The following is a 19,443-nucleotide window of genomic DNA, read 5'->3' as shown; positions in this document are numbered from 1 at the left end:
GCTCACCCCCAGTCCACAAACAGCGTCTGTGGTTGCCAGGGAAGCTGTACCGCGGTCAGTGACCAGGGCAGCCGCGCCAACAGGATATCCAGGGTGCTACTTTCAACGCTGAGGCGCAGCCCCTCGTCCTGTGGCCGCAGGCTGCCATTGCGCTGCAGGAAAGCTTCTCGCAGTGCGTCAACGGAGCTGTTTTTTAATGCGCTCCAGTGTTTGATGATCGCCTGCAAACAGGCGTCGATCTCCTCCAAATGTATCTCTTCCAGCGGCGATAATCGCGGAACCGGCTGTTGCGCCGGCCAGTTCACCAGCCATTTCGCCAGGGTCAGTTCGCCCTCGTCCGCATTTTGTTTGCCGGTGGCCGCGTAATGCAGGGCAAAGAGCGCCGCCAGGCGCGCATCTTCGGCGGCAAACCGGTTGCCATCGAGCCAGCCGCAGTGGCGAAACAGATCGGCCATAAAGGGGTGCATCAGGATCACCCCGGCATGGGAGACGAGCGATCCAGCCCGTGCAACCTCTTGTTGAGCGGATTCCCGTTTAAGCTCTGAGGCTGAGCCTGATGAAACCCGGAGAGAATCAGTGTGCCCGAAGCGGCGCATCAGGTGGGCCAGGGTGTCGGCGAATCCAACGGAGCGGTCTGTATCGGTTTGCCCGAGGGGCAATTGATGCGTTGATTGCTCAGCCAGCGGTTGCGCCGATGTCTCGACGCCGGGAAGACAGAGCAGCCATAACTGAATGACGCGGGCTTCGGTGCTGCTCAGGTTGGTTGCCGTTCCCTGCCAATTGGGAATGGGGCTTTGCAGCAGATCAGCCACGCAAGCGACCAGCCAACCCAGCGCCTCGGCGTCATGTTGCCAGGCCAGCCGCTGCCACAGGGAAAGAGTCTTGCGTTCGTCTCGCAGCAATGCGATCAACGGGCGAACCGCCTCTGGATGATCTTTGAGCCACTGCATCGGCTGAGCGGCGTTTTGAAAGGGGCTGCCGGTGGGCCAGCCCCCCCAACGCAGGAATTGCAGGTAGCAATGCAAACGCCAGCTGTTGTCATCATGCTTTGCGGGCTGGCTGCCGAGTTGATCGGCGATCTGACGACACAACTGCAGCACCAGCGCATCTTCATCCCAGGGAGCTGGTAACGGGCCCAGGTCCAGCTGCAGGCGGTCGATCTCAAGGGTTACGCCCGGGTCATCCAGTGTTTGCAGGTACAGATCCAGTGCCCTTTCAATCAGCGGCGCGTAACGCTCGGTGAATAGCCGCTCCCAGTGCTGCCGCTGCTCCCTGTCCGGCACCGATTGACAGCGCAGGTTAAAGTGAGCGCGGGCGACCTGGTGGCGACTCATGACTCACCCGTTTCTATTGCTCGTTTCTATTGATGATGCGATCCGTAGGCGCCCGCTTCTTTGTCGGTTCCAGGCGGATCACCATATCCCGGTTCAAAGGCGCGAGGATTTTTCTGCGCTCCTCACTACTGCTATAACCGGGCGCTGTGGCGCGTAACAGGTATTCGCCTGGGGCAACCGAGAAGGTGAAAGATCCACGCACCATCTTGACCCTGACCGGCTTGTTATTGCGATCGACCACGGCCAGTTCGGCATCGATAATCGGCTGCGGTTTGGCCGTATCGCGCCTCATGGCCAGGAACTCCTTGGTGTTTACAGAAGAGCTGGCATCAACGATGAAGCCACGCACGACGATTTTTTTCGTAGTCGGTGCAGGCTCCTCGGCCTCGGGCTCGTTTGCCGGGCGGGCAAACTCCAGGTCTGCGCAGTCACTGTCGCAGCAGTAGGTGGGCAGACAGAAATCGGCGACCACCACAAAGTCGTTGAGCGGATCATCCTCGGCAACGGCGGTTGGCCTGAACACCGACAGCTCATCGGCGATCGCCCTCGCGCCGCTTTCTGCCGGTGTACTCAAGCTGAGATTAAGGTTTCTTACCGCCTCCGTTAGCGCCATGCCACCGGTGCGGTTGGCCAGGACCAGGTTTTCCAGGTTGGCGTTCCTGGCCAGTTCAAGATTAAACGCACCGCTACTGATATGTGCGTTGGAAACCACGGCGGCAAAGTTGGCGGCGCTGATCTCCGGTTCGGTTTCCGAAGGAGCCGGTGCGTATTTCGACAGCAGCGCTTTATGGGTATAAGCCAGTACCAGGGTACCGCCCTTGGTAACACCGCACTGGTGTTCCAGGCCACTGTGGCGGTCTACGTAGCCATCAAAACTGAACTGTTCAAAAATGGCGTTCATACGCTTGGTAAGTTCGCTGCGCATGCTGGTCAGCAGCGCGCTTTGCGAAAGTTTTTTCAGCATCGACAGGTTGCTGTCCAGCGAAGCCAGCATCGCTTTCTGGTCATTGCTGTCGGTGCTGACCTCGGGGCGCAACGCCAGGTAGGCGGTATCCAGTGCCTGCAGCTCGCCCTGAAACTGGTCGAAGTCGAAACGGGCGATACTGTCGTTGGATGCCTGCTGCAACAGAGATTCCGCGTGCTGGAGCATCCGCGCCGACTGGTAGGTCTGTTCCAGTTGCGGCTCACTGGCATTGGCGCCGATCACCTGAGCGATACGCTCGCGCAGGTCACCGCTGGTTTGCTGTTTTGCGCGCAGGTAGATCTCGGCATTGATGCCGTTGCTGTCTTCGGATTCATCCAGTGCCAGCAGCAGGTCATCGGCAATAATCTGGCCGTCCTGTACCTGTTTGAGGAGAAAATCAGCGGTCTCACTGCCGGCGCTGGTTTTCTGCAGATCGATCATATTGGCGGCAAGATTGAAGTCGTTTCCTGCAGCGACCACTCTCTCGACCATAACTGCATCCACCGCGAAACCTTCAACGCGATTTGCACTGCCCTCTTTCTGGCCGCCGAGGCGGGCCAGCAGGTAGACAAGGGACAGGAGCAGCTGAAAAATCACCGCCAGCACTAGTAAAAACAGTGCATCCAGGTCGCTGATTCTGCACTTGAACAACCGCAGCAGGGTCTGGTTGCGCATCAACAGCGCGAGGTGTGCTTCGCGCTCTTTATCGGTGGTCACCGGCTGTACCGGCAGAAACACCGGCTCGATACCAAAACTCAGCCCCAGCTCCCGTTGCATCGACTTGAGTGAACCGAGCGTATCGGCCAGGGGTTTACCCAGCAGCCCCTCTATACGGTAGAAATCGTGATCATTAGGCACCTGGGTTAACGGATCCGGATCGGTGGAACTGACGGCGTAGCCGTTCACCCGGCCAATGCGACCACACCGGGTGGCATCGGGAGACCAGTTGCGATGCAGATCGTCCAACGGGCGCAGATCGTAGTAGTAGGGAATCGCCTTGGTCGACAGTTCGCCAAAGCGGCGGCTGGGCAGGATACGCAGCGGCTTGTCACTCAGGTTATCGGACCGATAGCGCTGGAACAGCAGCCAGGTACGGTAATAGAGATCGACCATCCGCGCCGACTGCTGACGCTGCTGCTGTAGCGCCATGCTGGGATAGAACGGATGACGCAGGGTCGGCGTCGGCAGCGCTGCACCCAGATTAAAATTCACCTGGGAAAACTGCAGGTTACCCGGTTGTGTCGCAACCTGGGGGGGCTTGGGTTTGCCAAGCAGCAGATGAAAGGGAAAGCGCCGCTCTTCGGGGCAACACAACGCATCGAATTCACAGGCTGCATCGAGAAATTCATTATAGGAGGCGATCACATCCTGGAGCTGGTCGTAGCTGTGCAGTTGCTCCATCAGTTGCTTGGCATTCTGCGCCGCGCCCGCCAGGCTGGGATTGATCTCCTCCCAGGGATCGGTGGGGAAGACCTCCCGGGGGAAACGCTGTCGCAACAGGTAGGCCCAGCCATCGAAACTGCCCTGCAGATGCCCTTTCAGCAACTGCCAGCCCTGGTTGACCAGCTGCGCCGCCTGGTTGCGGACCTCCTCCAGGCTACCGAGCGGAGCCGCGCTGACGATCAACCGGCCCATGGCCAGCGGCTGCAACTGGTCGCGGATCGCCTGCCAGTTCAGGTCCCTCGGTTCCAGCTCGGCGCTGCCGAGGGTTTCGCTCTGCCATAGCTCGCGGGCCCGGGTTTCACTTAACACCAGTGTGCGCACCACGAACTGCTGCCGGGCGCCTTTGTCGGCGCAGTCGTTAAGGTCGCAGTTTTTCAGCGACTGCTGCTGTGCTTCCAGCAACAGCATCACCACCTTGTCGGCAAGGAATTCACTATCGAGCGCCTGGGGAACCGGCTCACCGGGGGCTGACTCAAATTCATCGGTCAGCAGTTCCCAAAGCTGCAGGTCGGCGAGCGGAAGCAACTGCTCCACCTCGATCTCATCGATATCACTGCTGTCCTCCACTGCCGTGGATACCGGCAGGGCGTAGGGTCGATAACGGCCGTAGTGGCTATCTTCGGGTACACAGATCAGGTGGCCGGCGGAGGTTACACCCACACCCTGGCTGACGCTGATCCTGTCATCGCCACCGCTCACCTCCAGCCCGCAGACGATACCGATACCCAACAGCTTGCGACGGGTGGCGAGCTGCTGCTCGTTAAGCCAGGTGGTCAGTTGATTCAGGTGGGCGTTGGTAAGTACCTGGCCGCTTTCGAATACCGGATAAAAAGTTTGCATAATCCTGTCCCAGCTTTCTGTTCCCCATGAGTCCGCTTTCGCGGGCGATCAACCTTGGATAAGGCGCAATCAGGTCACTCCCAGATTGGTGCTGCCCAGGCGCACCGGCGCACCGCTGTCATCATCGTCGCAGTCGTGAAGCGTCGCCGTTGGGTACACACTGCGCAGTGATCCCAACACCTCGATCAAGGTATTTTGACGCTCGGTCAGCAGCGGGCTGTCAAAAGCCTCACTGGCAAGTGCCTCGAGCCAGGCGTGCAGAGCCTGCTCCAGCGCCGCCATCTGCCAGTGATCGATCCAACAGATTTTCAGGTGGATATGGGCCGGTGCCTGCTCACGCAGCAGATTTTCAAAAAAGCGGCGAAACGCCAGGTTTCGAAACCGTTGCGGCCAGTACGGCAGAATCACCGACGCCTTGAAGGAGAACGGATCCTCGTCACTGCATGCCGTCCCCTGCTCATCGAGGCACACCGTCGGCAGCTCCGCGTCAGCGCGACGGGGGCGTAGCAGCAGGTGCTCGATCAGGTACATCCCCTCGTCGTTGCAGACGGTGCTCTTAAGTACCTCGTAATAGCGCGCGATAATCTGATCGATACGGCGGCGGGCATCGTTGCGGTTATCGAACAGCTCGTCGTGAACCAGCACCCGGCCGTTAACGGCCAGCCGGAAGAACACCGCGCCCGCCCCGCCGCTGTCATCGATCTGGTAGCTGTCGATCTCTTTAACCCCGGGGAAGACTGTCTCGGCCACCAGCCACGCCTCTTCGACCGTGGCAAACAGTTCGCGGGATTTGAAAAGAATGTACTGTTCCGGATCCTTGATCTCGACCCTGTGATCCCGGCCGTACTCGCGGGTGTCGAAGAGCACATTGGCGGGATGCAGGGGTGATTCGATGGGCGGTTCGCTCTCTGTTTCGGACGGGCTTTCAGCCAGCACCTCGGCGAAACGTGCCCTGACTATGGCAATATCGGCTTGCGCCTCCTCCGGACTGTCATACTGACGGTCCTGCTGCAGGCTCTGGCCTGCGGCACGCAAAAACCAGACGAAATGTTCATCGCCATCGGCTTCGATCACGTAGGTATCATCACTGTTCAGGGCTGGATAGATCTGGTACGCCACCGCCATGGCGGCGTCACGATCAACGAACAGCTCCCAGGATTTGAACAGCAGGAAGTTATCCGCGTCCTTGATCTCTACCCTGAATTCATCACCGGTCTGGCGGGTATCCATCAGTGTCGTCAACAGCTGCTGACAGGAGAGGTCGCGACGCTGGTAGTGGTCGATACCGGCCAGGCGTGCGGCCCGTTTCTCAAGCCCCGACACATTGGTGCTATCCCAAACCCGGGCGAGATCCTGGGGACGGTAGTTGAAGGCGCGGTTGCGTTCACGGCTGAGCACCGGTTGCTGGCGCAGAAAATCGATCTTGTCGTTGATCAGGTCCGCATTGGTTTTCAGGCTGTCGCCCTGCTGGCGCACCATCAGCATCACGTAATCGGTAAACTGCTCGGCAAACCGGGCCAATAGATGGTCGAGCAGACGGTTGCGGCGCTCTTGCATCAGCTCGGGGGTTTCGCGCAGACGAGCGCGCTCGGTGACATCGGCAAAACGGGATGGATCAAGGTAAAACTCCGCGGCAAAGCTGCCGGGAGTACCGGGCGCCGTGCCCTGAATATCATTCAGGTACTGACTGAAATAGCTTTGGTTAAGATCGCTGTCGAGGGAAAACAGTTGTGGCAGATGCGCCAGCTGCGCCAGGTAGTCGGCCAGTATCTGCTCGAAAAACAGCAGGTAGCCCTTGAACTGCCGCGCCTGGGTAACTCGCGTATGATCGGCGTTGGCTTTAAGCCCCGCTTGGCCGATCTGGTAGGTTGCCGGGAAATCATACTGAACGGGATAGTGGCTGAGCGTATCGCGCTTGCGCCCGATCGGCACGGAAAGCGCCTCCTCCACCCCGCTGTAAGCCTGTTTGATCGCAGCGGCCCGCAGGTGACGCAGGGTTGCTTCGAACTCGGCCTGACGGGCGATGAACGGCACCCCTTGTTTAAAGAACAGGATTTTGGAACGGCCAAGTGACAGAACCGGCTGATGGCCCGTGCGAATCGGCAGGCACCATCGCTCGCTGTCCCCTAACGGCGTGCCATCTGGCGCATATTTGCGCAGCAGCAGGGATTTCACGTTAACCAGATCGGGGATATCCATCAGAATGTTGATGATATCGGAGCTGTGAAGCATGGTTCGCAGCTCACTGCCGGCCAGCTCGTCATCTCGCAGAAAGCCGGGCTTGTTGAACACCGGCTCACCCGCAAAGCTCAGCTGCTGATCGATAAACGGCCCATCGAAGATCGCCTCGGCATCGAAGCCGGCGTCGAGCATCTCACTGAGACTGTAGTAGGACACCGGCGGATTAAAGTAGCGCTCGATGGCGAAATACACCTCGGCCTGCACCTGCTCCAGATCCGCGCCGGGAGACACCTCTATATCGGCACAGACAGCGACCAGATCGGCGGAGATGGTCTCCACACTGGCGTAGTCTTCACACAGGTTGCGGTTTTCATGCAGGGCGCAGCGGGCCCTTCCCAACAGGGTTTCGATCCGTTGCTGCTTGCGTTGGAACTGCCGCAGCAGCGTATCCCCGGTTAACAGCGCCAGCCAGTCCGTCTCGTCCACGGCCCCCGGCAGCGGTTGATCCAGCTGTAACTTAAGTTGCGGCAGCGGTGCGTCATCGACGCTCAAATCGATCAGTGTGGAGCGGCTACCGGTCTCAGTCAGCACCAGCGTCAGGCTGGACAGATCCTCCGGCAGCTCGATCGAGGCCCAGGCAGCGCGCTCGGCGGGTGTATCTGTCACCAGCAGCAGCTGCCCGGTCTTCGCCTTGAACGCACCGCTGCGCAAAGTAAGCGGCAGTGCCGTTTCATTCAGGCTGCCCAACTCGCTGTCAGGTTCGAGTTCCAGCCAGACATCATAAAGCCCGTTGATATGCAGCGGGGCGTTCGCTTCGCCCGCAAGGTTGCTGGCACTGAGACTGAGCTGTTCGCTCAACGCATCGGCAAAAACCGGCAGCTCGGATCCGGGAGTTTCAAGTCTGGGATACATCCAGGCATTACGGACCCCCTCGATTTTCAGCAGCAGCTTGCGGTAATCAAGCGGCGTCAACGGTGTCGTGGTCAGTGCCTGCTGGGCGGGGAAAAATCCGGAGCGTTGCGGTTCGGCAATAAAGCCTTCCTGGCCGGTAAGCAGATCCTCGGTGGGAAAGTCGGTGCGGTAACCCAGGTCCGTGATGGCGTAGCAGAGTGCTTCCAGGGTGGTTATGCCGGGATCGTGCAGGTTGTGGTCGGTCCACAGCTGGCCGCAGAGCTGGCGTATATACTCCATCCCCTCTTCTCGCAGCCGCGCATAGTCCTGCGCGGGGTGCAGTGGCAGCTGGGGATCGATCGTCATAGTGGATTTCATACATTCACCCCGACAATTGCGCTGATCTCATGCTGCGGATGAGACACCAGAATCGACCTTGCACTGCTCGCGGTCACCACCTCCAGGTCCCGGTTCTGCCAGCTCATGGAGGCTGAGGTAATATCGGTACGGTGGAACATCATCACATTCTTGACGTAATCCACGTAGGGGCGCTCATCGATAAAGTTGACCAGCATCGACTTGTACCACTTGCCGCCAAAATCCACCTGGGCATCGCCGCCATAGGCCCAGGGCATCAGGTAGCGGTTAATCTCCTGGTTCAGTAACTCAAGGTAGAAGCCGGTGTCGATAATCTCCTCCCGCAACGCCACCTCGAAGCGCAGCTGGATCTCCTCGATATTGGGGTTCTGTACCTCCAGCTTCACGAAGGGTGAAATGCGCTTGCGTAACCAGCGATCGATGGCTGCCAGGGTCTGGGTAGTGTTGTAGGGTCTGTGAGGATCGCTGGCCGAATCGGGATCAATCACCGGGATCGGCACGACCAGCACCGAGCCCGGATGAATCCCGTTTTCAGCAACAACCTCGTTCTGCGCATCGCGACAGAGCGCCGTGTGGTTGAGACAGCGCACCTTGTATACCTGCGGGAACTGCTGCAGTACCAGCCGCTCGTAATCCCAGATGGTCACAGCTCGGTTTTTATGCCGCAGGCGTTCGCTCACACGCTGGTAATAATCATCCGTTGACTCCGCCGCAGCCCCTCCCGCCGAAGCCAGGGGTTGCTGAATCTTTTTAACGGCGGTATCCGGCACTTTTAGTTTGCTGATAGCGCCCGCAGGCAGTGGTAGTGCCAGGGAGCGATCGCCTGCGCCCACCTCAACCCGCTGTACTGCCACCGCCTGGGTCTGAATCGACAGCAGGTTGGCCAGTGCGTCTGGATCACTCTCAACCGACAGCCTCAGCCAGTGCAGACCGGACGGCAGCAAACGGTGCTCTGTATTGGCATCGCCCGGCAGTTCGAAGGCGATAATGCCGGAACCGGACAGGGACGCACTGCTGTCACTGACCCGGTTGGCGGGTATCTCCACCCAGGCATCGTCGCGTAGATAATCCCAGCGCAACTGAACCGGATTTTTAAGCGGGTTGGCGCTGCCCTCCACGGCGGCAAACAGCAGGGACACAGACTGGGGTGGGTCGGCCTTTTCCAGACCTATATAGAGTTCACCCCGGTTCGACAGCTCCGGAAACAGTTCCGGCCCTCTTGAAGTGACAGCGCCAAACGGATACTGGTGAAACAGCTGTTGTGGCGGGTCATCGCTGGTCTGATAATCGAGCTTAAGATCGCTGATGACCGGCGTGTAAGGCGGCTTGGGAAGCCCCTCGTCATCATAGTTAACGCCCGCCTTCTCGGAATGGTCGATATCCGGGTTAAGTCCCATGATCGCCAATGCGTTCTCCTGCGGAAATTCGAAATGCCCGAAGCTGTCCTTGAGGGTAAGACGGACAAAGCCTTCCACCGATGCGGGAGCTCTGGTATCACTGAGCCGATCATAATCACCGCTGGTGTCGAGTCCCTCCAGCGTCAGCCCCTGGCCCGAAAACGATGCGGCGATGTAGCCCCAAAAGCCTTCATCGTTATAAAAAATCTCCTCCGGTGTCGCACCGAACAGAAACGCCCACACCAGCAGACCGAAGAACTGCTCCACGGTGTCACTGCTGGCACTGTGCAGCAGCAGCGGCATCAGATCATCATCGATGCTCTGCCACTGTCCGCCCTTGAGGTAACTGACCTGGGCACGGGTCATAAACGGGTTGGCCTGGGTGTAGTAGTGGCTGTTGAGACTTAGTGGCTCCTGCCAGCTTGGCCTGAGGGTCAGACGCTGCAGGGGCTTGGAGAACAGCTCTCGACCACCGATGATAAATTCCGCGTTTGCCCGGGGCTGGGCGCCAAAGGGCATAAAAGGTTTGCTGGGGTCGATACTGCCCTGGCTACTCGATAGCGAGTAACTGCGGCTGCCCTGAACCGAGCACTGCAGCGACAAAGCGGTTGTCTGGACGCCAAGCCACTCGGCAAAGCGTCCCGAGTCGGGCCTTAACCAGAGGCGCAGCACCGGTTCGGTGGTGGTAAAGTTAAAACCGTGCTGTGCGGCGTTATAACCACTGATCGGTGGCTGCTCGCCATCCAGAGTGATGACAAAGCTAAGGTCGTTCCCGCTTTTATTGACGCTGAACTGACTGCCTGTCAGCTCTAACCAGCCATCTTCCGTGGTCAGTGCTGCACCGAATACCTGCTGTACGATGCTGGGAACACTGCCGGATAACTCGACCCTGAGCCTGATGCTGCGGCTGCCGTCGCTCATGCGCAACTTGCTGTCCGCTACCGCTATCCCGACCTGCGCCAGGCTGTTCTCATGAACAGGTCCGAAAGGCGGCCACTGGGGGTAGGCTTTATCCAGGTCTGCATCGACGCCATCCGCAGTGTCAGTCTTCAATGCAGCATAGGCGAAGCTTTCACTCCCCTGCTGATGACAGTAAAAGCTCTTGAGATCGGCTATCTGTGCCTGATTGAACAGGGTATCTTCGAGAATTTCGTAAACGCGTTGCTTTCCTTCGTCATCCTTGCCGCCATCAAAGCGGGTCCCTGCCGGCAGCCGATACTCGGCGTGTTGCCGGGCAAGTTCGATCACCAGAGCAGCGCGATCGGGCTGCGGAGGCCTGGCTCCCAGCTGCAACACGTCGCGGTAGTAGAAATCGAGGTGGCGCTGGGTAAAGCGATTCAGCAATTGCTTTGGATGCTGGTAGAGCTTGAGGAAGGTCAGCCAGAGACCGTAGTGAGGGCTGTGATCATCCCGCAGCAGCGATGCTTCCAGCGCTTCCGATGCCAGATTCAATACCACATTGACCGCGCTCAATAAGCGTTCAACCGCACCGGCCAGCAGGTTGTAGCGCAGGGCATCGTCTATCTGTTCCGCTGTCGTGGCCGATAACTGATAAGGCGCCGGATCGGCACTGACCGCTGCCAGTTCAGCGCTGTTAAGGCTGTCGAAACAGTCGAACAGGCGATCTGCCGTCTCGTTCCAGTCGTCTCCAGTGATCCGCTCACGCACCGATTCCGGCACTAGCGGCAGCGGGCTTGGCAAATCTGGATCGGTGTTGAATGGCGCGCTATCCAGCGGGGCCAGCACGAAGCCGGACAGTGGCGCCGTCTCAGCGCCCAGCAGATAGCTTTTCAGTAACAGCAGGTCGCTACCGAGTTCGCGCCCGGCCCAGTGTTCCAGCTGCTTACCCAGGGATTCGCTGCGGGCCAGGCGCGCGTAGCACTGGCTCAGATCATCGAGCAACAGCAGAGGCAACTGCAGATAGAGGGTGAAATGAGCGTTGAGCACCTCATCGGGCTGTCCAGCACCCTGCTTGAGAAAACTTACCAATGACTGTTTGAACTGCAGAAAACTGCTCAGCGGCAGGCTGGCGAGCGCGGCCAGATTGACGCTGACGTCCTGCTCAAACAGCGGGCGCCAGCTGGCATTTTCAGGCGCGTCGTGACCGTAATAACGGATATTGTCGGCGTAACGACGGGCGAACAGGATAAAATCCGCCAACGTGCGTTCATCCACCTGGAAGTGATCCGGCTGTAACGCCTTCAGCCGGCGGTCGGCACGGCTGGTACCGCTGAGCTTGAGCGGATTGGGCCGGTTACAGGGATGACTCACGATCCGCTCCCCTCATTCAGATAAAACGGGTGGACGAAGTTGAAACGGGAGTTGCTGCCACGCACCTTGTACTGAACCTCGATGCGCAGGGTACCGGGCTGGGATTCCACATCCAGGATGATCTGCTCGGCGTCGATGCGCGGTTCGTGGTACAGGATCGCCGTTTCCAGCAGGTGACGGATGTAACCCAGCGTGCCGCTGTTCATCGGCTCCATCAGCTGGGTTTCCAGGCTGCAACCGAATTTGGGCTGCATCACCCGCTCGCCCAGGGTGGTGGTAAAGATGATCAGCAGACTGTTCTGTATATCCTCGATACCGCCCGTCATCCTTACGCCGCCACGGGCGTAATCGAAGCTCGGCGGGAAGCTCCAGCCCTTCCCGATTATCTGATCTTCTGCCGCCACCTGATCTCTCCTTCCCTTGCCGTTACGCGGATGGTTTGACTGTTCAGCCGATCAATACCGTGAATTCGCCCGCTATAATCGAACCGCCGTGGGCAGTGGGATCCCCCATCCGCGCTGCCGGCATGCCACCGATCATGACCGTGCCGGATCCACTGACAATGGTGTCCGGTGGGCCACTGCACTGGGCCAGGTCCCCCACCCGTGCCGCCGGCATGCCGCCGATCAAGACCGTTGGCTCACCGGCTGGCAGTACCGGACCGCCGACGTGGGGGGCAGGACCCGGATTCACCATCGGGCAAACATGCATATCGTTGACTCGCGCTGCCGCTGGCATTGTTCGCTCCCTCCATCGATAGCCGATCGATCTGGTCGGCCCTCAGTTGATCTGTACCAGGCTGCCTTTGACGGTGGTTACCGCCCCGCCCTCAACGCTGTTATTAGCCCCCGCTTTTATCTCTATATTGGCGCTGGCATCGAGCTTGATATTGGTCCCCTTGATCTCGATGTCGGCGCTGTTTTCAATAAGAATCTTGTTACTGGAACTGAGGCTGACACCGTCGCTGTTCATAACCCAGCGGTTGTCGTGCTGATCGATAATGCTGACCGCCTCCTCGTCTTCACTGAGCAGAATCGAGTTACCGGCCGGGGTTTCCAGTCGCAGGCTCACTTCGTCGTCGTTGAACAGCACCTGCATACCCGAGCGAGTGGTCCACCCCTTTTCAGGGTTGTCGTCTTCCGCCTCAATCGGTGCGGGGTTGGCACTGGAGTGAACCGCGCCGAGTACAACCGGCTGGGTTGCATCGCCATCCATAAATCCGACGATCACCTCATCGTCGATCTCCGGACGGAAGACGGCACCACGCTGGTTGCCGGCATCCATGCTCAGCCAGCGCGCCCAGACACCCTGGTGCTCATCGCCCAGGGTCATCAGCTTCACCTGGATGCGTTCTTCGCCATCGGGGTCATCGGCCAGCGCTACCACCTTGCCGATATGCAGGCCCTGGTGTGATCCCAGGCCACTTGGGCCGGCAACCTGGCCGAGCCGCTCCCGGTGCCAGTCCGGTGACAGGCCGATCTGCAGGGTCGTCAGCCAGTTACCGCGGGAGACCGCATGCAGCAGCCCGCTTACAAACACCAGCCCATTGAAGCGGCTGCCAAAGCCCTCAAGCTGAAGCCACTCCCCCGGCTTGAGGCTGGCGCGTCCCTGCAGCGTGACGGTGCCCTGGATCTGGCCCAGGTGCTGGCGGTCAACGCAGGCGTTGGCCCAGTTTTGCAGCAGGTTGGCATCCAGATCGCCATCGGCTCTTAACTGCCGGGTTTTATCGCCGGCGCTGCCGGCCAGTTGCGCCGGTGAGAGGTTGCCGGAAGTGGCGACACTGCTGCTGCCAGCCTGGGTCGTGTTCGCCTGCTCGACGGCGGACCAGCCCATCGCCTCGGTGTTGCTGAACTGGGACCGGGCATCGATTTCCAGATCAAGATCGATCACGTTCACGCCGTAGCTGAGCGTCCCCGCCGGCATCGCCTGGGGAACCGGCTGGGCGATAAGTTCGCCATCCAGGGTGTTGACCAGCAGACCGTTGAGTTCGGCGCGCTGGATAATAAAGTCCCAGTCGCTCTGGCGCAGTTGAACCAGATCGGTCCAGTTCACGGAGGTATTGGCGATATCGGCGCCTAATCCGGCTTTGCTGGCCAGTTGAGCGATCACATCACTGTCGCTCTGGCCGGCAAAGTGGGCCGACTGTTCGCCCTGAGCCAGCACGAAGGCCCGGTCGCGGCAGCCTATAATCAGGCGTGACTGGCCGCTCCGGGTCACCTTGATCTGCTGGCTGACGATGACGCCCTTGAACACCGCTTCGTTACGATTGGCGTAGCCCAGTTGAATCGCCACCTCGGCGCCAGGTTTCAGTGCGTCGCCACTGCTGAGTGCAAAATCCTGATCCCCGGCGTTGCCATCGACAAACGCAAGCTCCGCACTGGCGATACGGTTTATCGCCCGCCGGATATCGATGTACTCCAGCTGATACTGCTGCGGCAGCTCAACACCGTCGCAGACAATGCTGTAGGTGGTGAGGTCGGCACTGCTGATGGCATCAAGCGGGCACATCACTCATCTCCCTGCAGCGGCGGAAACTTGAGCTCGGCACCCACGTTGATCCGGCGCACCGTATCCAGACCATTGGCCTGGGCTACGTGATAGTAAAAACGGCTATCGCGGTACTGTTGAAAGCACAGGTAATCGAGACTTTCGGCGCCCTTCACCTCGTGGACGTGGGTCACATCCGGTGACATCAGGTTGTTGATCAGGCTTTGCAGCTCAAGGGATTTGTGTTCCCTGAAAGTCGCAGTAATTACGGCCCGCAGCGGTGTACCGTTGGCGCGAAACAGCTTGTAGTTGATGCTGTAGCTCTTGATGACGCAGTTGGTAACAAACAGCCCCCACTGCAGAATCAGAAAGTGATTGCGGTGCGACTCTCCGCTGAAGCCGATGGTCCATTTGAACAGTTCGATCTGCGCGGTCACGTCCAGAGCGGGCCCGGAGGCCCCGGTACCGTCAAGCAGAAAATCGAAGGTGTACTCCCTCGGCTCCACCTTGACCTGCTTGGCCTCGGCGCCGTTGGCCCCCTGGGGGACCTGATCGGTGTTGAGCTGAACCTCGTTTTTGATGCTGTAGGTTTCCGGGTTGAACTGCACGACAAAGGGTGGCGCAACCGGCAACCCCACCTGCAGCCCCTCGGCATCGGCAAAAGGGATGATTTTCAGCTTATCCAGTAAGCCGTCGGCCATGACTCAGCGCTCCTTCTGTCGCTGCAGCTGCTTGAGCACCTGCTCGGTACATTCACGGATCAGTTCTTCGCGGTCGATGGACTGGCGCTCGCCACTCTCGCGGTTGGATTCGGTGCTGATGCGCTGCTCCACCTCGGCTGTCACTACCAGCTCGTGAATCACGATCGGCATGGCTATCCTCCTAATTCACGTCACTTCACTTCAAAGTACTGGTAGGCCAGCTCCAGTGACTCGACCACCAATTCGCTACTTTCAGCATTGAAATCAGACAGCTGCCACTTTTTCGGCCAGGCGTTCACAAACACGTAGGACTGCAGCGGTTCGTGACTTTCATTGAGTAGCGTGACCCATACCGTGACCGGCCGGATATCCAGCTGCTGGATAGCGGCCCGGCACCAGTCGGCCACGGCGGAGCTGGTGATAAGCCCGCGCTTTAGCACCAGATCGGGATATTTGGCGCGCACCGGCAGCTTTTGCACGTAGCGGTTTTCGCCGCCCTCGATCACTGTCTCCTCCTCCAGCTCCATCTGCAGGCCGGACACTTCCCGAAAACGGATATCGGCGTCACCGGCATTTGCCAGGTCAAACTCAACCCGAAAGTGAAAGCCGACCGGTGGATAGTCGTTGGCCATCGCCCAGAATCCTTATCAGCCCCTGATTAGTGTCACTGCCCTTGTCACCGGACCGAACCCGTCCCGGTGTCTGCCGACATCTATTCGTTCTGGATCACCAGCCCCTCATGCACCAGCTCCAGCGACTCGATGGCCACTTCGTTGCCATCCGCCTTGAGATCCGTGGACTGGATTTTGGTGGGCCAGGCGTTTTTTATCTTCCACACCATGACCGGCTCGTGTTCTTCGTTAAGCAGGCTGATGATCACGTCACGCCGCTCGATGGTGTTGAGATTGACGGTGTTAAACCAGTCGTAATAGTCGTTATCCGAGGCGAACACGCCGCGTTTCAGCGTGACATTGGAAAACTTCTGCAGGCCGGGCATTTTGCCTTTGGTAAATTCCCGGCTGGCGCCGTGGCGGTACTCGATCACTTCGGTTTCCATATCCAGACCACTGACCTCTGAGAAGGAGATGGATTGACCGCCCCACTCCACCAGGAAGTGGAATTTCGGCAATGGATAGTCGCGTGCCATGATGGTTCCTCAACGCTGCCTGAGCGTATTTAGTGGTCGGTTCAGGATTCCTGCATCTTGTGGGAGAAGCGCAGCACGATAAACTCGGCAGGCCTTACCACCGCCATACCGATCTCAACAATCAGGTAGCCGTTGAGAATGTCGTCGGCGGTCATGGTCTGGTTTAGCCCGACCCGCACGTAAAACGCGTGCTCCGGCTTGGCACCGGCCAGCGCTCCTGCGCGCCACTGCAGCACCAGGAAGTTCTCGATCATGGTGCGGACCTTGGTCCAGGTGTTGGCATCATTGGGTTCGAACACGAACCCCGAGGTCGCCTTTTTCACCGACTCTTCAACAAAATTGAAAAACCGCCGCACCGGCACGTAGCGCCATTCATTATCGTTACCCGCCAGCGTGCGTGCGCCCCAGACCAGCACCCCCTTGCCGGCAAAGGCGCGGATGGCGTTAACCGATTTACCGGAGGTGGTATCGACGTTGAGACCATCGTTGATGTCGTTGGTGATGGTGACGGAAGGTTTGTTGACCAGCGCCAGCCCCACATTGGCCGGCGCCTTCCACACCCCGCGACTGGCGTCGACCCGGGCATAGACACCGGCGACCGCGCCGCTCGGTGGCAGCGTAACCTTGGCGTTGAGGCGCACGAATGCGGCCGCGGCGTTATAGACCTCGGTCTCGGCGTTCACCACGGAGGTATCGCTGATCGCCGTATTGTCACTGATGCTGCCGTCACCGGATGTCTCACTGCCATCATCGGCCACCGTAATCAGCGTGTGGCTGGCGATGGAGATATCGTCATCGCTGGTGAGGAAGTTGATGCTGGTATCCAGGTACGGAAAGTAGGCGGCACCGTACTTGACGATATCCTTGTCGGAGAGAATTTCATCGCGCAGGGCCGTGGTGACATCGGCGTTATCATCCGTGCCACCGACGATAGCGTTGCGCACATCGGCGATGGTAAAGCGGTCCTGAAGCTTGGCGCAGCTCTGCAGAGCGGCATCGATAATATCGGCCACATCGCTGTTGGCAGCGACATTGCTGGCCCGGTGGGAGCAGGCATCGGGGAAGACGTAAAGCGTCGGCTCGTCATACTCTTCGAGCCTGGTAATTGCCGCCGTGAAAAGACCGCTGCTGTAGGCGGTACTGCTGGTATCCCCCACCGACACCACGTAGCAGGGCCCCCCGCCGTTGGCGAAGAACAGCTGCATGCTGTAATAGAGCAGATAGTCGGGAATTCGCGGCGGTGTTCCACTGAATGCCACCGTGGTACTGATGATCCTGCCCGATGAATCCAGCTGTTTTTGGGTCACATCCAGGCTCAGTGTCTGGTTTGGCACCCGTCCGAACAGCTGCTCGTACTCAAGCAATGACGTTATACGTGTGGGTATATTGGTCAGCGAATCGCCCTTTTCATCCACCGCTTTCTCGGTAAACCCGATAAACGCGGGAATGGCGGTCTCTACCGCCGCTACCGCCGGTGGGAATTTTGCGATCTCCTCGATGTACACCCCAGGGGTTTTATACAAAGCCATGATCGTTCCTTTATCGCCTCACTACGCAGACGTTCTGTGGTTGCTTGGGCCGTCGACAAACTGCGGAAACCCTGGGGCTCCCTTGCTAACGGTTAACGGGGCTCAAACCTCACTTCAAAGCGAAAACCCTCGGCAGGCGCCAGTTGCTGTGAATCATCCATAACAATGCTCACCATCCCCTGTGCGTCACCGGAGGCCAGTTCGTTATCCAGTAGCACATGGGTGTGCTGGCCGGGTTGATCGTCGGTTGCCAGGCGATAACGACCGCTATCGAGCTGACGCAGATCGATGCCGATCCGTTCCCCCTCACCCAGTTCATCCCGGTCGATCGATGTCACCAGGGAGCTGCCAAACTGGCGCCGCACCTGCAGCTCGGTGGTTGCCGGAGTGAGATTAAGGGGGATTTCAAAACGTTTCGGCAGGGCTCGCACTGCATCGGCCCCGGCTACCGCGGTACCTGCCGAGACGGTCACGGTGTTGCCTGCCTTGATATCGCCGTTATTGGCGAGGTTATGCAGATGCAGTTGTTTGCGCTCAGTCAGGTCCGGCAGATAGCGCTGGTAGAAGTCCCCCGGCAGGTGCAGGCTGAAATCGAAACTGACGCGGCGTGTCACCTCGCCCAGTACCGGCGATGAGGCCCAGGGGTTGGTGCTGTAATAGACCTGGCAACCGAAGGGGCGCGTTTTGAACAGCAGCTGGTGATCGTTCAATGCGCGCTGGCAGGTAGCTAAGGGGGTTGCGCTGACACCGGGGATCGGATCGCCACTGCTGTGATCGATAAAATGGATGCCGAACAGGGGCAGGTAATCGCGTCGGAAACTCATGACACTTTCACCTCGGTATTGACCTCGATCGAGGTAATTTCCGGCCCCTCCTGTTGCTCGTCCGCCTGCACCTTGATCAGGCGCATTTTGTAGAGCACCGACGGAAAGTAGGTACCGCCCAAGATCCCCCAAAGGTGATTGAGCTGCTCAAAGTCGGTGCTGTTAAGTTCAAACAGCAACCGGTCCAGGTTGGCGGGAAAGGGGTTCTCGGCGCGTTGATTGGTGCTGTCCCAATAGCGCTTGGCCTGAAACATCTCGATGCTCTGGGACAGGCGGATAAGATCGGTCTGATAGGTGCCAAAATCGAACGCGAACATCACGAAACAGTTCAGGTGCACCGGTGGCTGCTGATATTCAACCTGGCCACCCGGGCTACGCTGGCTATGCGGCAGATTTCGAAGGGTCGCCTCCTCGCTCACATTCACCAGGCCGATTCGAAGGCCTGGGCTCGTTTCGTGGTTTACCAGGTTATGCAGATGCCCAACACTGATCTCCGCATCGGCGATCGAGAGATAATCTCGCAGCTCTACGCGGATATAATCAAGCGCATCACTGATCATCTGACCTGCACCGTGTTTGCTCGGCTCCGCTTGAATGTATGCATCTTCGCGGTCACCTCCTTGTTCTCAATTCAGCATAAGCAGCTGATGTGATACAGCTGTTTGAATACTGGTTTAGTCGCCACTATCCCATGTGTCAAAGCAGGCAGGGGTAAAAGCCTCAGGTGCCGTTATAAACGCCGGATTCTGTTCCAAATTACAGCCGTTTGCGGAGATTCAGAGCTTCACGCAGCCACGGATATCAGCGCTGTAAGGGGTGATTTTCTTGAGGTCTACGGCATGAACCAATGTGAATCTATTTAATTCACACTTACAGCCTGGGATAGAGAGCCGGAGTCGGTTGGCGTGAACTCCAGCGGCGACTGCGCCCGGCATAAGCGGAGTTCTCTGCCTGTCTATCAGGCCTGCAAACGCAAAACCCTGGGCAGACAAGCGCCGGAAAGGTCTAATAACTCACCTTACAAATAGACCTTTAATAATTGTTATACATGATTAT

Annotated in this window: 14 protein-coding genes; all 14 read right to left on the bottom strand. The window is 58.7% G+C overall.

The window, feature by feature from the left end; translation table 11 throughout:
• Positions 1-2 precede the first annotated feature (2 nt).
• Positions 3-1,334: a contractile injection system tape measure protein gene (locus tag ACQUQP_RS11420; protein ID WP_432695158.1), complete on the bottom strand. Its 1,332-nt coding sequence runs from the start codon at positions 1,332-1,334 to the stop codon at positions 3-5.
• A 13-nt stretch (positions 1,335-1,347) separates the two neighbouring features.
• Entirely contained in the window at positions 1,348-4,581 is a 3,234-nt protein-coding gene (locus ACQUQP_RS11415; RefSeq protein ID WP_432695157.1) for a carboxypeptidase-like regulatory domain-containing protein, read from the bottom strand.
• A gap of 69 nt (positions 4,582-4,650) precedes the next feature.
• Positions 4,651-8,031, bottom strand: coding sequence for a hypothetical protein (locus ACQUQP_RS11410; protein ID WP_432695156.1), 3,381 nt, complete (start codon positions 8,029-8,031; stop codon positions 4,651-4,653).
• Entirely contained in the window at positions 8,028-11,699 is a 3,672-nt protein-coding gene (locus ACQUQP_RS11405; protein WP_432695155.1) for a baseplate J/gp47 family protein, read from the bottom strand. Before ACQUQP_RS11405 ends, ACQUQP_RS11410 begins: the two co-directional genes overlap by 4 nt.
• Entirely contained in the window at positions 11,696-12,103 is a 408-nt protein-coding gene (locus tag ACQUQP_RS11400) for a GPW/gp25 family protein (protein WP_432695154.1), read from the bottom strand. The genes ACQUQP_RS11405 and ACQUQP_RS11400 overlap by 4 nt, the downstream gene beginning before the upstream one ends.
• A gap of 43 nt (positions 12,104-12,146) precedes the next feature.
• Positions 12,147-12,437, bottom strand: a complete 291-nt coding sequence (locus ACQUQP_RS11395) for a PAAR domain-containing protein (RefSeq protein WP_432695153.1) — start codon at positions 12,435-12,437, stop codon at positions 12,147-12,149.
• A gap of 42 nt (positions 12,438-12,479) precedes the next feature.
• Positions 12,480-14,207: a type VI secretion system tip protein VgrG gene (gene vgrG, locus ACQUQP_RS11390; RefSeq protein WP_432695152.1), complete on the bottom strand. Its 1,728-nt coding sequence runs from the start codon at positions 14,205-14,207 to the stop codon at positions 12,480-12,482.
• Positions 14,207-14,887 (bottom strand): hypothetical protein, encoded by a 681-nt coding sequence (locus tag ACQUQP_RS11385; protein WP_432695151.1) that lies wholly within the window; start codon positions 14,885-14,887, stop codon positions 14,207-14,209. The genes vgrG and ACQUQP_RS11385 overlap by 1 nt, the downstream gene beginning before the upstream one ends.
• A gap of 3 nt (positions 14,888-14,890) precedes the next feature.
• Positions 14,891-15,058, bottom strand: a complete 168-nt coding sequence (locus ACQUQP_RS11380) for a DUF5908 family protein (RefSeq protein WP_432695150.1) — start codon at positions 15,056-15,058, stop codon at positions 14,891-14,893.
• A 20-nt stretch (positions 15,059-15,078) separates the two neighbouring features.
• Positions 15,079-15,519 carry a phage tail protein gene (locus tag ACQUQP_RS11375; protein ID WP_432695149.1) on the bottom strand — a complete coding sequence of 147 codons (441 nt, stop codon included), beginning with the start codon at positions 15,517-15,519 and terminating at the stop codon, positions 15,079-15,081.
• An 80-nt stretch (positions 15,520-15,599) separates the two neighbouring features.
• Positions 15,600-16,034, bottom strand: coding sequence for a phage tail protein (locus ACQUQP_RS11370; protein ID WP_432695148.1), 435 nt, complete (start codon positions 16,032-16,034; stop codon positions 15,600-15,602).
• Between the two features lie 41 nt (positions 16,035-16,075).
• Positions 16,076-17,563 carry a phage tail sheath family protein gene (locus ACQUQP_RS11365; RefSeq protein ID WP_432695147.1) on the bottom strand — a complete coding sequence of 496 codons (1,488 nt, stop codon included), beginning with the start codon at positions 17,561-17,563 and terminating at the stop codon, positions 16,076-16,078.
• A 92-nt stretch (positions 17,564-17,655) separates the two neighbouring features.
• Entirely contained in the window at positions 17,656-18,387 is a 732-nt protein-coding gene (locus ACQUQP_RS11360) for a hypothetical protein (RefSeq protein WP_432695146.1), read from the bottom strand.
• Positions 18,384-18,947, bottom strand: coding sequence for a DUF4255 domain-containing protein (locus tag ACQUQP_RS11355; RefSeq protein ID WP_432695145.1), 564 nt, complete (start codon positions 18,945-18,947; stop codon positions 18,384-18,386). The genes ACQUQP_RS11360 and ACQUQP_RS11355 overlap by 4 nt, the downstream gene beginning before the upstream one ends.
• Positions 18,948-19,443: the final 496 nt, after the last annotated feature.

This window comes from Marinobacterium sp. YM272 (assembly GCF_050908845.1).
In the GTDB taxonomy this organism is placed as follows: domain Bacteria; phylum Pseudomonadota; class Gammaproteobacteria; order Pseudomonadales; family Balneatricaceae; genus Marinobacterium_D.
The sequence above is the reverse complement of the archived record's forward strand: the minus strand, read 5'-3'. Positions and strand labels throughout refer to the sequence as shown.

Bases quoted from the DNA above. Each gene is read 5' to 3' on its own strand.
- ACQUQP_RS11375 (WP_432695149.1), bottom strand. From the start codon at position 15,519: ATGGCCAACGACTATCCACCGGTCGGCTTTCACTTTCGGGTTGAGTTT.
- ACQUQP_RS11415 (WP_432695157.1), bottom strand. From the start codon at position 4,581: ATGCAAACTTTTTATCCGGTATTCGAAAGCGGCCAGGTACTTACCAAC.
- ACQUQP_RS11360 (WP_432695146.1), bottom strand. From the start codon at position 18,387: ATGAGTTTCCGACGCGATTACCTGCCCCTGTTCGGCATCCATTTTATC.
- ACQUQP_RS11395 (WP_432695153.1), bottom strand. From the start codon at position 12,437: ATGCCAGCGGCAGCGCGAGTCAACGATATGCATGTTTGCCCGATGGTG.
- ACQUQP_RS11380 (WP_432695150.1), bottom strand. From the start codon at position 15,058: ATGCCGATCGTGATTCACGAGCTGGTAGTGACAGCCGAGGTGGAGCAG.
- ACQUQP_RS11355 (WP_432695145.1), bottom strand. From the start codon at position 18,947: ATGATCAGTGATGCGCTTGATTATATCCGCGTAGAGCTGCGAGATTAT.
- ACQUQP_RS11370 (WP_432695148.1), bottom strand. From the start codon at position 16,034: ATGGCACGCGACTATCCATTGCCGAAATTCCACTTCCTGGTGGAGTGG.
- ACQUQP_RS11410 (WP_432695156.1), bottom strand. From the start codon at position 8,031: ATGAAATCCACTATGACGATCGATCCCCAGCTGCCACTGCACCCCGCG.
- ACQUQP_RS11420 (WP_432695158.1), bottom strand. From the start codon at position 1,334: ATGAGTCGCCACCAGGTCGCCCGCGCTCACTTTAACCTGCGCTGTCAA.
- ACQUQP_RS11365 (WP_432695147.1), bottom strand. From the start codon at position 17,563: ATGGCTTTGTATAAAACCCCTGGGGTGTACATCGAGGAGATCGCAAAA.
- ACQUQP_RS11385 (WP_432695151.1), bottom strand. From the start codon at position 14,887: ATGGCCGACGGCTTACTGGATAAGCTGAAAATCATCCCTTTTGCCGAT.
- vgrG (WP_432695152.1), bottom strand. From the start codon at position 14,207: ATGTGCCCGCTTGATGCCATCAGCAGTGCCGACCTCACCACCTACAGC.